Source organism: Streptomyces smaragdinus (assembly GCF_009604385.1).
In the GTDB taxonomy this organism is placed as follows: domain Bacteria; phylum Actinomycetota; class Actinomycetes; order Streptomycetales; family Streptomycetaceae; genus Streptomyces; species Streptomyces smaragdinus.
This window is the reverse complement of record NZ_WEGJ01000002.1, coordinates 417,003-431,004: the sequence shown is the minus strand read 5'-3', so window position 1 is coordinate 431,004 and position 14,002 is coordinate 417,003. Positions and strand designations below refer to the sequence as shown.

Sequence of the window (14,002 nt, the reverse complement as noted above, 5' to 3'; positions counted from 1 at the left end):
CCGCTGACTCAGTGTCCCGAACCCGGCACGGCGGTCGACCGGAACCGGTCGACCGCCCGGAATACATCGGCCGTTACATCCGCGAGGTGCTCGGACAGGTAGAAATGTCCGCCGGGAAAGCAGATATCGCTGAATTCCCCGCTCGTCACCTCCGCCCACGGGGCGGTCTGTTCGGCGGACACCTCGTCGTCGCCGGCGCCCCGGTAGACCCGCACGGGGCAGCGCAGTCCGCCGGGCGGCGGGGCCTGGTAGCGGTCGAGCATCCGGTAGTCGGCGCGCAGGGCGGGGAGCACCAGTTCCCGCAGCTCCGGGTCGTCAAAGACGCGCATGTCGCTGCCGCCGAGTTCGCGCATCCGCTCCACGAGGGCCTCGTCCGGGCCGTCGCCGAGTCCGTGGCCGGTCGCCAGGCGCGGGGCGCGGCAGGCGGAGAGCAGCAGCCCGGCGGCCCGCAGTCCGCGGTGTTCCAGCCGGCGGGCCACCTCGTGGGCGATGAAGCCGCCCAGGCTGTGGCCGAGGAGGAACAGCGGCAGCCCGTCGGCCGCCAGGGCCGCGCAGGAGTCCGCGAGTTGTGACGCGAGTTCCCCGATGGTCTGCGGGCACGGGTCGGAGATACGTTCCGCCCGGCCGGGATAGCGGACGGCGAGGATGTCCACCTCGGGGTGGGCCACCGTTTTCCAGGGGTGGAAGAAGACGGCGCTCCCGCCCGCGTGGGGGAAGAGGATGAGCCGGGCGGCCGGGGATTCCGGCTGCGCGATTGACGCGAATTCTCTGGCAGGGCGATTCATGTGCCCGCTCCCCCGCTCGGTCCACCGGTATCGGAACGCTGGCGTGCGCAAAACGCTGGCGAAGCTACCCAGGGGCCTTGCACGGGTCAACGTGTCCATTTCCGGCCCGGGAGGCTGTGGCGCCGACTCCTGGCCGGAGCCCGGGAGTTGACCGCTTGTCGCCGGGGGCACCGGGCTTCATCATTCGACTCCGCCCGAATTTTCTCCCCCGGCGATGAATGCCGACGGTGCAACCGTCGCCCCACCCCCGAGAGGTGCCTCGGATGGACGAATCCCCCGCCGACGCGAACCGGCCGGCCGGCTCCGCCCCGGACACCGCGGTCGCCGAAGCCGCCGCGGCGTCGGTCCCGCTGCGCCGCAACCGGCGGTTCCAGGCACTGTGGATCGGCGGCGCCGCCTCGGTGATGTCGTTCAACATCGCGGTCGTCGCGATTCCGCTGATCGTCCTCGCCACCACGGGCTCGACGGTGGCGGCGGGCGTCTACGGGTTCGTCGACGGGGCGGCGGCCTTCCTCGCCACGACGCCTGCCGGCACCCTGCTGGACCGCTACAACCGCCGGGTCCTGCTGGTGGGTTCGGAGCTCCTTCGCGCGCTCGCGTTCTCCGTGGTCCTGGTCGGTCTGTGGACCGACACCCTGGGGATGCCGCTGCTCGTCGTGACCGCGGCGGTCAGCGGTGCCGTACGGCCGCTGGGCGCCGGGGCCCGGATGCTCGCCACCCGCAGTGTCGTGCCCGAGGAGCAGCTGACCTCGGCGCTGACCCAGGAGGAGGTACGAAGCCACGGTGCCTCCGTCGTCGGCCCGGGGCTGGCCGGCGTGCTGTACTCCGTGGCGCGGTCCGTGCCGGTCGCGGGCATCGTGATCGGCTATCTGATCTCCGCGCTGTGCGGGCTGGCCACTCCCGACGACCGGGGTGCCGAGCGGCGCCGGGCGCAGCCGTCCGGCGGCACGTTCTCGGGGCTCGCCCATCTGCTGCGTACGCCCGTGCTGCGGGCTGCGATCATCGCCCTGGGGCTGCTCAATCTGGGCGGGGCCGCGCTCGATCTGATCGTGATCGTGCTGATCCAGGACGGCGGGGGTTCCGCCACCGACGTCGGCTGGGCGTTCGCCCTGGCGTCGATCGGCGGGCTGGCGGGAGCGGGTCTCGTCGGGCCGCTGCACAAGGCGCTGCTGCCCGGCCGACTGCTGATCGCGATCTGCCTCTGGGCCGGTGCTCTGACCTGCGCGTTCGCCGTGGCGCTGGGGCCGTGGTGGTACGGGGCGGTGCTGGCGCTGGCCGTGCTGCCGCTGCCGGCGGTGTCCGTACTCATCGACATCCTGGTGTTCCGTCAGGTCAGCGACGCGATGCGGGGCCGGACCATCACCGCGACCATGACGCTGCTGACCATCGGGCCGTCCCTCGGCCCGCTGCTCGCCGGTTTCCTGCTGCGCTACACCAGTCCCGTCACGGCCTCGCTCGTCGTCGCCGGGATCTTCGCGCTGGCGGGGCTGTCCGCGCTGGGCCAGCGGGTGGTGCGCCGGGCCGAGTGGCCCCGGCCGCAGGCCTCGGACGACGCCGAGGCGGCCAAGGTGTGACTCACGCCGGTGGGGGCGCGTCGAACCGCACCCCCACCGGCGTGCTCAAACGGTGACGCCGCGGGACGCCAGCAGCGCCGCCACACCCGAGGCGCTGCCCGCCGCCTTGAGCTCGTCGTCCTCGACCTCGACGCCGAAGGCCGACTTCAGGACCAGGCCGAGCTCGACCAGGACCAGGGAGTCGAAGTCGAGGACCTCGAAGGGGGTGTCCGCGGCGGTCCCGGCGGGAAGGTCGAACTGTTCGTGCATCTGCTCGAGGATCCGGCGCTCCAGGCCGGCCAGGTTCGTGTCCACGGGTGGCGTGCTCCAATCGGCGATCAGCAGGGGTGGATGTCGGGCCAGGTGATGGCCGCGGAGGCCCAGGTGAGTCCGCCGCCGAAGGCGGTCATCAGGACGCGGTCGCCGACGGCGAACCTGCCCTGTGCGGCCGCGTCGGCGAGGGCCAGCGGGATGGAGGCGGCGGACGTGTTGCCCACCCGGTCGAGGTTCACCACGGCCCGCTCGGCGGGGATCTTCAGATAGCGGGCGAGGGCGGCGAGGATCCGTACGTTGGCCTGGTGGCCGACGAGGTGGTCGACCTCGTCGCGGCGCCAGCCGATCCGCTCGAGCAGGGCGGTGGCGGAGTCGCCCATGCGGACGACGGCCTGCTGGAAGACCTTCGTGCCCTGCATGGTGAAGTAGCGGTCGGCGGCGGCGCCGTCGCGGGCGGGCAGCCGGGATCCGCCGGCGGGGATGCGGATCAGGTCCCGCAGGGCGCCGTCCGAGCCGAGGTCGACGCCGAGCAGCGCCCCGGGCCGGCCGGTCTCCGGCTCCGCGGCGAGGACCACGGCCCCCGCGCCGTCGCCGAAGATCACCCCGGTGGTGCGGTCGGCGGGATCCAGGATGGTCGAGTACGTCTCCGCGCCGATGACCAGCACGCGCCGCGCCTGCCCGGCGGCGATCTGGCCGTGGCCGACGGCGAGCGCGTAGAGGAAGCCGGAGCACACCGCGGCGATGTCGTACGCGGCGACGTGGCCGAGCCCGAGGCGGGCCGCCACGTCGGGGGCGGTGGCGGGGCACGGGTGGTCGGGGGTCGTCGTCGCCAGCACCACGGCGTCCACGTCGCCCGGGCCCAGTCCGGCCGACTTCAGGGCGCGTTCGCCCGCCGCGACGGCGAGGTCGCCGGTGGCCGTGCCGGGGTCGGCCCACCGGCGGGTGCGGATGCCGGTGCGCGCGGTGATCCACTCGTCGCTGGTGTCGAACCGGGCGGCGAGCTCGGCGTTGGTGACCTCGCGCGGCGGCAGATACGTACCGAGGCCGATCAAAGCCGTCATACCGCACCCCCGTCGGCGCGCCACCGCAGCGCGGCGGCCAGGAAGGCGTCGTTGTCCCCGCCGCCGCCGACGGAGACCCGTACGCCTTCGCCGTCGAAGGTCCGTACGGCGATCCCCGCGTCCGTACACCACCGGCCGAACTCCGCGGAGCGGCCGGCGAGCGGCAGCCACAGGAAGTTGGCCTGGCTGTCGGGGACGGTGAAGCCCCCGGCCGTCAGGGCGTCCCGCAGCCGGGTGCGTTCGGCCACGGTGGCGTCGACGCGGCGCAGCAGCCGGTCCGCCAGGTCCAGGGCGGTGATCGCGGCGTGCTGGGCGACGGAGCTCACCGAGTAGGCGAGCTTGACCTTGCCGAGCTGTTCGACGATCGCCGGGTCGCCGACGAGGTAGCCGACGCGCAGGCCGGCCAGCCCGTAGGCCTTGGAGAAGGTGCGCGTCACCACGAGGTTCGGCCGGGTGCCGAGCAGCTCGAGGCCGCTGCGGGCGCCGGGAGCGCGCACGTACTCGAAGTACGCCTCGTCCAGGACGACGAGGCAGGTCGGCGGCACACGGTCCAGGAACGCCCGCAGTTCGTCGCCGCCGGCGAAGGCGCCGGTCGGGTTGTTCGGGTTGCACACCAGCACCAGCCGGGTGTCCGGGGTGATCCGTTCGGCCAGGGAGGCGAGCCCGGGGCGGGCGACCGGCACGGAACGTACGCCCGCGAGGTCGGCGAGGACGGGGTAGAGCTCGAACGACCGCCACGGGTAGATCACCTCCGCCCCGGGCTCGCCCACGGCCTGGAACAGCGCCTGCAGGAGGGCGACCGATCCGGCGCCGACCAGCACCCGGTCCTCGGTGACGTGGTGGCGGCGGGCGAGGGCCCGGGTCAGTCCGGCGCAGCCGGGGTCCGGGTAGCGGTTGATCCCCGTCGCGGCGGCGGCGATCGCCGCCCGCAGTTCCGGCAGCGGGTCGTCGGGGGACTCGTTCGCCGACAGCGGGCGGGCGGGGACGGCGTCGTACACGCCGTCGGTCGGCCGGTACGCGGGGATGTTGTCGAGGACGGCGCGGAGCCGGGGGGATGCCATGGCGCTCCTAGTCCTTCGCCGCCAGCGCGGCGGCCACGTCCACGATGAGGTCTTCCTGCCCGGCCACCGCCTGGCGTCTGCCCAGCTCGAAGAAGACGTCCCGCGGGTCGACGCCCTCGCGGCGGGAGATGTCCAGGACCCGGGCCTTGAAGCCGGAGAACACCCCCGACAGTCCGCTGACGACGGCGACGGAGTCGATGGTCGGCGGGGCGGGCATCAGTTCGCGTTCGGCGATGTCGGCGGCGTCCAGCAGCTTGTAGAGATCGATGCCGGTGCGGTAACCGAGGCGTTCCAGTACGGGTACGACGACCTCGAGCTGGGTGTTGCCCGCTCCGGCGCCGAAGCCGCGGGCGCAGGCGTCGATGATGTGGGCGCCGGCGTCGGCCGCGGCGACCGAGTTGGCGACGGCCATGCCGAGGTTGTTGTGTCCGTGGAACATGACGGGGACGTCGACGGCCGCGCGGATGGCGGCGATACGGGCCGTGACGTCGGCCGGGAGGTAGTGGCCGGAGGAGTCGAGGATGCCGACGCCGCAGGCCCCGTACCCGACGAGCTTGACGCACTCCTCGGCCAGCCGGTCCGGCTCCGCCATGTGGCTCATCAGCAGGACGCCGTGGGCTTCGACGCCGTCCGCGCGCAGCTCGCCCAGATGGCGTTCGGCGAGGTCGGCCTCGGTGCAGTGGGTGCCGATGCGCACCAGGTCGGCGCCGTGGCCGACGGCTCGCCGCAGGTCCTTGGCGGAGCCCCAGCCGGGGAGCATGAACACGGCCATCTTGCTGTGGGCCAGGGCCTCGCGGACCACCGACAGCATCTCGTCGTCGGCGAGTCTGGCCCGGCCCACCTGGAGCGAGGAGGCGCCGAGCCCGTTGCCGTGGCCCACCTCGACCACCGGCACGCGCGCGGCGTCCGCGGCGGCAGCGTAGGCGCGGAGCTGCTCGCGGCCCAGCTGGTGGCGGACGGCGTGGTGGCCGTCGCGCAGCGTCGGGTCGTGGACGGTGATCGGCCGCGCGGCGTCGCTCATGATGCCTCCTGGTCCGCCGGGTGCTGCGCGAGCGCGTACTGTTCGGCGACGCGCAGGGCGGCGGAGTTGATGATGTCGAGGTTGCCCGCGTAGCGCGGGATGCGGCCGCCCGAGGCGGCGACCTCCAGGGCGACGAACGCCCTGCCGTCGTGTACGGAGCAGCCCGCCACCGCGTAGCCGGCGACGAAGGTGCGCATCTCGGCGGCCACGGCGTCCACGGCCGTACGGACCGATGCGTCGGTCAGGTCCGCGCCCAGGAGCGAGAGGGCGACGCGGAAGGTCACCGGGGGCCGGGCGGGGCTGAGGTTGACCATCACCTTGACGTCCCGGATGCCGGCGAACTCCCGTACGGCGTCCTGGGTGGTGTCGATGTACTCGTCGAGGTTCAGCCGGGTGGACCGTCCGATGCTGGGGCTCGCGGCGGTGGTCACGACCTCGGCGTACTCGATGCGGTGGTGGCGGGCGATCGCCGCCAGCACCGGGATCGCGGCCTGGCCGCCGCAGCTGACCATGTTGACGTTGCGGTGCGCCAGTACGTCGGGGCCGTTGACGGTGGGGATCACCATCCGGCCGACCTGGCTGGGCGTCAGGTCGACGAGCAGTCCGCCCAGCGGTTCCAGCAGTTCGGCGTGGGCGGCGTGGGACAGGGCAGAGGTGGCGTCGAAGACCACGTCGATCTTCTCACCGGTTTCGACGAGCGCCGCCACGCCGCCCCCGGTGACCGGAAGGCCCTGGCGGGCGAGGCGCCGCAGGCCCGGGGTGTTCTCGTCGCGCCCGGCGACCAGCCGCAGGTCGAGCAGGTCGGAGCGGGAGATCCGGTCGGCCAGGTCGGCGCCGATGAGCCCGGCGCCGAGCACGGCGGCCGACGACCGCCTGTTGTGGGTCATGCCATGATCGCCTTCCGTAGAGAAGTTCAGTCGACGTGCAGCGACACGGAGCCGAGGGAGCCGAACGAGGCGGTCACCGTCCCCGGCACCAGTTCCACGGCGGCCGCCCAGGAGCCGGCCAGCACGATGTCGCCCTCGTCGATCCCCTCGCCGAACGAGTCGAGGATCCGCGCCAGGAACGCCACGGCCTCGGCGGGATGCCCCATCACCGCCGAACCGTGCGCCGTATGCACCTGCCCGGGGGTCTCGAGGACCATCCGCTCGGCGGCCAGGTCCACGTCGTCGAACGGTACGGGCGCGCCGATCACCGCCCGGGCCGAGGAGGTGTTGTCGGCGACGGTGTCCACCAGGCGGATCTCCCAGTTCTCGATCCGGCTGTCGAGGACCTCCAGGACCGGATGCACCGCGGTGGCCGCGGCCAGGACGTCGGCCGCGGTCACGTCGCCGCCGCGCAGGTCCTTGCCCATCCGGAAGGCGATCTCGCCCTCGACCTTCGGCGCGATGAGGCCGGCGGCGTCCAGGCGGGCGCCGTCCGGCAAGAGCATGCGGTCGGTGAGGTGGCCGAAGTCGGGGTGGTCGACGCCGAACATCCGCTGGATGGCCTCGCTCGTGGCGCCGATCTTGTGCCCGACGAGGACGGCCCCGTCGGCCAGTTCCATCGCCCGCAGCTCGCGCTGGACGGCGTAGGCGTCGGCCAGGGTGAGCTCGGGCAGGCGCTCCGACAGCGGGCGGATGGCCTTCTTCTCCCGTACGGCGGTCCACAGTTCGGCCGCCAGCTCGTGGTGCGTGTCCGGTGTGACGGACATGGTCGTCTCCTCGGTGGTCGGCGGCTACTTCGCGGCGACGAACAGCCGGCTGCCGGGCATGGGCTGCGGCAGGCACCGCACCGACGAGAAGCCCGCCGCGCGGAACTTCTCCAGCCACTGCTCCTCGGCGGGCAGCGCGATGTCCATGAAGTTCGCGTGCAGATAGGTGAACAGGGCGCTGAACCTGCGCTCCGCGGGATCCGGCGCGTACGAGACGGCGTCCACGACCGCGAGGAAGCCGCCGGGGGCCAGCGCCTCGCGGCAGGTGCCCAGGAGCTTGGCGAACAGGGGCTCGTCGGCCACGACGTCGTGCATCACGAAGCACGCCTGCACCGCCTCGGCGCCGTCCACCGGCCCCGGGTCCTCGACCAGGGACTCGATGGGCCGCTCGGTGACCTCGAGCCGGTCGGCCACCCCGGCGCGGGCCGCGGCCTCGCGCGCGGCGTCGCAGGCCGCGCTGCTGATGTCGAGGGCCACGCCGCTGCGGGCCGGGTCCTGGAGCAGCAGCCGGATGAGCAGCCCTCCGGCGCCGGCCCCCAGGTCGGTGATCCGCCGGGCGCCCGACTCCGACACGTACTCGAACACCCCCGGGTAGAAGGCGCGTTCACCGACCCAGCGGGAGCTGACGGCGACGCGCCGCCCGTCGCGCGGATGGGCCCCCGCGGCGCCCGCCGGGTCCGTGAGGAAGGAGCGGGCGTGCTCGACGAAGGGGTAGTTGGCGCTCATCGCCCAGGAGACGTAGCCGGCCTCGTACCTGCGGTCGGCGTAGTCCGCCGCGGCCCGGTAGCGGCCTGCCGCGTCCGCGACGGCGAGATCCGCGGCCACCAGGGCGCGCAGGTACTCCTCGACGCCGCCGGCCGGCAGACCGGCGGCGTCGGCGGCCTGCCCGGCGGTGAACCCGTCGCCGGAGTCCAGGAACCGGTCGACGCCGAGTTCGGCGCCGATCTGCAGGAGGACCGCGACGGCGGCCAGATCGGCCGCGCCCCGCGCGGCGGGCTCGTACGACGATGATGTGCTCACGACGTCCTCTTTCTCGACAGGGCCGGACATGCCCGGGACAGCCGTCCCGCGGCAGGGGTGTGGGGAGCCGGTTCTCCTACCGCGGGGCCACCCGCTCGGCGAACTCCAGCAGGATGTGGGCACAGGCCGTGGCGACGTCCCGCAGCTCGCCGCGGGAGTGGTCGGGCATCGCGGCGGCGATGTCGTCCGCCTGCCGGCCGAACGCGAACGTGGTCGACAGCAGCCGCAGCAGCATCCGGCCCCGGTCGGAGTACTGCACCGCCGGATCGCGCAGCAGCAGGGCCAGCCGCTGCTGCGGGTCGGCGGTGACCCGCAGGGTGGCCCGCGTCGCAGGAGCCGCGACGTCGGCGGCGGCGGTCGCGGGCTCGTACTCCTGCCCCGACCCGGCATCGTCTGCGGCGGCGAGTTTGCGCCGTACGTCCAGGGCCGTACCGACGGAGATGCCCGACTGCCTGGCGACCTCGCGCAGGCTCGCCCGCGGGTTGCCGCGCATGATCTCGGCGGCCTTCTGCCGGCCCTCCGCCACGGACAGCGGATGGCGGCGGCCGTCCCGGCCGACGCGGGTGTTCAACTGCTCGAAGTGACCGGCTGAACGCTTGCGCAGGGCGCCCACCGTGGTGGCCGACACCCCGCACACGGAGGCGAGCCAGCGGTCCGACCAGTCGGGATGGGCCTGCAGGATGCGCCGGGCGGCCGCGGTCCGCTCGTGCGCGGTGAGCGGGAGACCGTGGCGGATGTTCAGCCGTACGGCGGCGACGAAGGCCTCGTCGTCCGTCCCCTCGAAGAAGGTCACCGCGATCGACCGCTCCCCGCGAAAGCGCGCCGCCGCCAGCCGGTGGGCCCCGTCCACCACCCGCATCGTGGCGCGCTGCACGACGATCGGCGGCAGGTCGCCCAGCGCGCTGATCTGCTCGACGTACGCCCCGTCCAGGCCGCCCAGCCGGGGCGAGTACCCCGGCTCCAGCCGGGAGATCTCCACCCGCTCGCCCGGCCGGGCCGCCCCGTGGTTCGCCACTTCCGCCGCGGTTGCCATCTGCCCCTCTTTCGCGCTGACACCGGCCGGGCGGTACGACGAGGGATCGGACGCCCCACCGGCATACCGCCGCTCGGACCCGCACCAGGCCCCGCACAGGCGTCTGGAACAGGCCGCATCGACAAAAGCAATTCCGTGAATTCCGTGACCGGGAGGATCGTTTCGCCGCTCCCCACGGAGCACCTCGTACGGGCGCGGCCGGACGTCCGCCTGCCCCGGGGTGCGGGTGTCTAGCCGACCCCGTCGGCGGGAAGTCCGGTGATGAGGAGCACTGCCGCCGCGCTCACAGGCCTCATGGTGTGCCGCATTTCACCCCACTGAAGGTCATGGTCCCGTACGCCGGGCACAGTAGCCGCGCACGGCCCCCGGGTGTGTCGGTCGTTCGCCCCACAAGCGGTACGCTGCCGCACCGGAAGGTCAACTACCTTTGCCCTCATGGAGCTTGGGAGACTCGGGGTGATCGGTGGTGCCGCTGGGCCATTGCCCGGCGACAATCCCGGCGAACGCCTGCTGAACCGGACCGTGCGGCGGTACGGGGTGTGGCTGAGGTCCGCGGCGGTCCTGGTGTGCGGCGTGCTGGGCCTCGTCTCGGCGGACACCGGGCAGACCCCCGTGGCCGTGGGCCTCCTGACCCCCGCGTTCCTCGCCTGCGCCGCACGCCTCGCCCTGCTGCGCCGCCCGCGCCCCCTCGCCGTGCCGTGGGCGCTGGACGCGGCCGTGGTGACCCTGACGGGGCTGTCCCAGCCGGCGCTCGGCGGGGCGGGCGCGGACATGATGGTGGAGGCGATCGTCGGCATCGCCGTCATCACCTTCCAGTTCGAGTGGGCGACCCGTCCCGTGCCCGCCGCCGCCCTGGCGGTGACGGGACTCGCCGCCTGCGTACTCGGCGACGTCCTCGCCGCGCCCGGCCGGACCCCCGAGTGGAAGGACGTCGCCCGCATCGCCGTCCTGGTCTGCCTGGCCAGGGCCGCCTACGTCATCGTCCGGGCCCGGGTCAGGGCGGCGGACCGGGCGGCGGCGGCCGGCGCCGCCGCCCGCCGGGAGGCCGACGTCGCCGCCGCACGCCGGGCGAGCGAACGCGACTACCTCGCCCTCCTGCACGACACGGCGTGCGCGACGCTGCTGACCGTCTCCCGGGGCGACAGCCGGGACTGGTCCTGGCTCCCCCCGCGCGCCAGACGCGATCTGGACGCGCTGTCCGCGGCCCCCGGGTTCGAGACGGGGAGCGTCGACCTCGCGGCACTCCTCGCCTGCGTCCCCGAGGGCGACGGCCGGACCAAGGTGCTGCTGCGTACGGACATCAGGGGCCCCCTCACCATGCCGTCCGGCCCGGGGCTCGCGATCTTCCAGGGGGTGCGGGAGGCCGTCGCCAACGTCGCCTGCCACGCCGGGGTGCGGGAAGCGGCACTCGGGGCCTGGACGGAGGGGCGAGCCGTCGTCGTCGAACTGTCCGACACGGGACGGGGCTTTCACCCGGAGTCCGTGCCGTCGACCCGCCGGGGCATCTCCCGCTCCGTCATCGGCAGGATGCACGCCGTCGGAGGCTCCGCCACCGTCGTCTCGAGTCCGGGCGCCGGAACCCTCGTACGGTGGCGCTGGGACGACCGCTCCTGGACACCGCGGACCGGGGACGGCCCCGGGGCCCGGGACGTACCGCATCCGCACCGGGAGCGGGCCGTCGTCCGGCTGATGCGCCGGCAGGTGCTGCACGGGGCCCAGCTGGCCGTACTGCTCATCTGCCTCGTGTCGCAGTTCGCCATCTCGATACGCCAGCTCACGCACTACCAGGACCTCTACCGCCCCGCCTGGGCCCAGACCACGGCCTTCGTCTGGCTCGCCGCCGTCCTGGTCATCGGCGCCACACATCTGCCGCGCGGCAGGCAGCTCCCGCCGGGCGTGCGCTGGTGGACCGTCGCCTCGCTGCTGGCCGTGTCCGCCACATGTACGTTCACCCTCCCGCCGCAGTGGCTGACGGGCGACCCGGACTGGGCGTTCGGGCTCATCGGCTGGCACGCCCTGTTCCTCCTGGCGGACGTCAGGATCCGCCTGTTCACCGCGTTCCTCGCGGCACACGTGGGACTGAGCATCACCGTGGTCCTCGCACTGGCGTCACCCACGCTCGACGAACTGGCCGCCGCGGGCATCGCCACCGTGTCCACCTGCGGCTTCCAGCTCTCCATGCGGGTACTTGTCGGCCTCTTCCGCGACGCCGCTCCGGCCGCGGGGAACGCCGCCGCGCGCGCGGAGGAACTGCGGACCAGGGAACGCATCCACGAGCACCTGCAGCGTGACCACAAGGAACGCTACCGCGCCCTCACGGCCACCACCGTGCCCCTGCTCATGGGCCTCGGCTACGAGTCGCTGAGCCCGCGCGACGAGGAGGTCCGGCTGCGCTGCGGCGTGGAGGCCGCCCGGATGCGGCGTCTGTTCGCCGAGGGGGACGCCGTCTCGGATCCGCTGCTCAACGAGCTTCGGGCCTGCATCGAGGTGGCCGAACGCAAGGGGGTGGCCGTCGGCCTGGCCATCCGGGGCCGGTCCGGCGAGGTGCCCGTGGAGATACGCAGGGAGCTGATCGACCCCGTGGCGGTCGTACTGGGCCACACCCGCTCGACCGCGCGGGTGACCGTCGTGTGGACCGCGCGGGCGGTGCGGGTGAGCGTGGTCGGCGCCGATTGCGCCGACAGCCTGCGGACGGGCGCCGCCCGGGACCCGAAGGTGTCAGTGGTCACCACCGCCCGCGGCGACAGCGTGTGGGCGGAAGCCAGTTGGAGCAGCAAGCGGCCCGAGGAGTCGAACCCGGCATGAGCAACGACGCACCGGTCACTGTGGTCGTCATAGACGACCATCCCGCCATCCTGTCGGGCGTGGAGATGTGGTACGCGACATCGTCACGCCCCATCACCGTCGTCGCGGCGGGCGGCTCCGTCAAGGACGCCTGGACCGAGCCGGGCCTCTCGGCGGACGTCGTGGTCCTGGACCTGCAACTCGCCGAAGGCGGCCCCGTCTTCGGCAGCCTCCGCAAACTCGTCGACGCCGGACGACCGGTGGTCGTCTACTCGATGCGCGACGACGAGAAAACCGCCCTCACCTGCCTGAACCTGGGAGCCGCGACCTTCCTGACCAAGGCCGAGGGACGGGAACACCTGGTGGACGCGACCCTGGCGGCCGCCGACAACCTCCCCTACATGCCCCCCGCGCTGGCCGGAGCCCTGGGAGCCAGCGCCCGCGCCGACAGCCCCCGGCTCTCCGCCCAGGAGGAGAACGTACTCATCGAGTGGTTCCAGTCGGAGTCGAAGGAACTGGTCGCACAGCGTCTGGGCATCTCCGTACGAACGGTCAACTCGTACCTGGACCGCGTACGGATCAAATACGCGAACGTCGGCCGCCCCGCACGGACCAAGGCGAGCCTGGTCGCCCGCGCCGTCCAGGACGGCCTGATCGACGTGGACGACCTCTGACGTCCGTTCAGTGCGGAATGGCGTCGATGACCTGACGGGCACCCAGCCGCAGCAGCGTCAGGGCGACCGAGGTACCCAGCACCTCCGGCTGAGTGGCATCGGCCCACTCGTGGGCGTCCAGGATGGTCTTGCCGTCCGGGGAGAACACCCGGGCCCGCAGGCTGAGCCGCCCGTCGGGCTCGGTGTAGGCGTATCCGGCGATCGGGCTGTTGCAGTGCCCCTGCAGCACGTGCAGCAGCGTGCGCTCCGCGGTGGTCTGCCGCCAGGTGCCGACGTCGGCGAGCTCGGCGGCGTACCGGTGCGCCTGCTCGTCACCCTCGCGGACCTGCAGCCCCAGCACACCGGCGCCGACCGGCGGGCACATCGTCTCCAGATCCAGGACCTGGGTGACGGCGTCGCTTCGCCCGATACGCTCCAGCCCGGACACGGCCAGCAGCAGCGCGTCCACATCCCCGGCCTCGAGCCTGGCGAGACGGGAGTTGGCGTTGCCGCGGACGGGCACACACTCCAGCTCCGGATACAGACGACCGAGCTGAGCGACACGCCGCACGGACGAGGTCCCGATCCGGGTCCCGGCCGCAAGCTCCTCGAGCCGCCGCCCACCGGGATGCAGCAGGGCGTCGTGGATGTCGTCACGCTTGAGGTACGCGGCGAAGACGGTCCCGGCGGGCACGGGACGGTCCCCGGGCACATCCTTCATGCAGTGCACGGCCATATCGGCGCGACCGTCCAGGAGCGCGGCGTCGACCTCCTTGGTGAACGCGCCCTTGCCCCCGAGCTGCGACAGCGGACCGAGGTGCCGGTCGCCGCTCGTCGTGATCGGAACGACCTCGACCCTCAGTCCGGGAAAGGCGGCATCCAGCTCAACGCGAACCCGCTCCACCTGCGCCAGGGCCATCGGGCTGGAACGGGTCGCGATCTTCAGCATGCGAGGCGTCATGACAAGAGCCTAGGGCCCTCGGGCACGAGGACCGACCACCGGACCCAGCCGGCGAACCACGCACAGTCCGAAAACCCTGTCCCCCGGCCACCGAATGGTCCGAA

13 protein-coding genes are annotated in these 14,002 nt (G+C 73.3%); 3 read left to right on the top strand and 10 right to left on the bottom strand.

Features of this window, described 5'->3' with window-relative positions:
- Positions 1 to 8: 8 nt before the first annotated feature.
- Entirely contained in the window at positions 9 to 785 is a 777-nt protein-coding gene (locus SRB5_RS05620; RefSeq protein WP_194292841.1) for a thioesterase II family protein, read from the bottom strand.
- A gap of 263 nt (positions 786 to 1,048) precedes the next feature.
- Here SRB5_RS05620 and SRB5_RS05615 point away from each other — a divergent pair, with 263 nt between their 5' ends.
- Complete coding sequence (locus SRB5_RS05615; RefSeq protein ID WP_194292840.1) at positions 1,049 to 2,359, top strand: MFS transporter; 1,311 nt, start codon at positions 1,049 to 1,051, stop codon at positions 2,357 to 2,359.
- 45 nt (positions 2,360 to 2,404) lie between these two features.
- Here SRB5_RS05615 and SRB5_RS05610 read toward each other — a convergent pair whose 3' ends face one another.
- The 8 genes from SRB5_RS05610 to SRB5_RS05575 all read right to left on the bottom strand — a co-directional run bounded on the left by SRB5_RS05610 (position 2,405) and on the right by SRB5_RS05575 (position 9,500).
- Entirely contained in the window at positions 2,405 to 2,653 is a 249-nt protein-coding gene (locus tag SRB5_RS05610) for a phosphopantetheine-binding protein (RefSeq protein WP_153450272.1), read from the bottom strand.
- Positions 2,654 to 2,676: 23 nt separating this feature from the next.
- The gene (locus SRB5_RS05605) at positions 2,677 to 3,672 is read right to left on the bottom strand and encodes a beta-ketoacyl-ACP synthase III (protein ID WP_153450271.1); all 996 of its coding nucleotides are present in this window, start codon (positions 3,670 to 3,672) and stop codon (positions 2,677 to 2,679) included.
- A complete protein-coding gene (locus tag SRB5_RS05600) occupies positions 3,669 to 4,733 on the bottom strand; it encodes a histidinol-phosphate transaminase (protein WP_153450270.1) in 1,065 nt (354 codons plus the stop codon). Before SRB5_RS05600 ends, SRB5_RS05605 begins: the two co-directional genes overlap by 4 nt.
- A gap of 7 nt (positions 4,734 to 4,740) precedes the next feature.
- Positions 4,741 to 5,754 (bottom strand): 4-hydroxy-2-oxovalerate aldolase, encoded by a 1,014-nt coding sequence (gene dmpG / locus SRB5_RS05595; protein ID WP_153450269.1) that lies wholly within the window; start codon positions 5,752 to 5,754, stop codon positions 4,741 to 4,743.
- Complete coding sequence (locus SRB5_RS05590) at positions 5,751 to 6,641, bottom strand: acetylating acetaldehyde dehydrogenase (protein ID WP_153450268.1); 891 nt, start codon at positions 6,639 to 6,641, stop codon at positions 5,751 to 5,753. Before SRB5_RS05590 ends, dmpG begins: the two co-directional genes overlap by 4 nt.
- A 26-nt stretch (positions 6,642 to 6,667) precedes the next feature.
- On the bottom strand, positions 6,668 to 7,447 hold the full coding sequence (locus tag SRB5_RS05585) for a 2-keto-4-pentenoate hydratase (protein WP_153450267.1): 780 nt from the start codon (positions 7,445 to 7,447) through the stop codon (positions 6,668 to 6,670).
- 24 nt (positions 7,448 to 7,471) lie between these two features.
- Complete coding sequence (locus SRB5_RS05580; protein WP_153450266.1) at positions 7,472 to 8,467, bottom strand: class I SAM-dependent methyltransferase; 996 nt, start codon at positions 8,465 to 8,467, stop codon at positions 7,472 to 7,474.
- A gap of 76 nt (positions 8,468 to 8,543) precedes the next feature.
- Entirely contained in the window at positions 8,544 to 9,500 is a 957-nt protein-coding gene (locus tag SRB5_RS05575; RefSeq protein WP_153450265.1) for a ParB/RepB/Spo0J family partition protein, read from the bottom strand.
- A gap of 435 nt (positions 9,501 to 9,935) precedes the next feature.
- Here SRB5_RS05575 and SRB5_RS05570 point away from each other — a divergent pair, with 435 nt between their 5' ends.
- Both SRB5_RS05570 and SRB5_RS05565 read left to right on the top strand, forming a co-directional pair.
- Complete coding sequence (locus tag SRB5_RS05570) at positions 9,936 to 12,305, top strand: sensor histidine kinase (protein WP_228389790.1); 2,370 nt, start codon at positions 9,936 to 9,938, stop codon at positions 12,303 to 12,305.
- Positions 12,302 to 12,958 (top strand): DNA-binding response regulator, encoded by a 657-nt coding sequence (locus SRB5_RS05565; protein WP_153450264.1) that lies wholly within the window; start codon positions 12,302 to 12,304, stop codon positions 12,956 to 12,958. Before SRB5_RS05570 ends, SRB5_RS05565 begins: the two co-directional genes overlap by 4 nt.
- A gap of 7 nt (positions 12,959 to 12,965) precedes the next feature.
- Here SRB5_RS05565 and hemC read toward each other — a convergent pair whose 3' ends face one another.
- Positions 12,966 to 13,898 (bottom strand): hydroxymethylbilane synthase, encoded by a 933-nt coding sequence (hemC, locus tag SRB5_RS05560; protein WP_153450263.1) that lies wholly within the window; start codon positions 13,896 to 13,898, stop codon positions 12,966 to 12,968.
- Positions 13,899 to 14,002 lie beyond the last annotated feature (104 nt).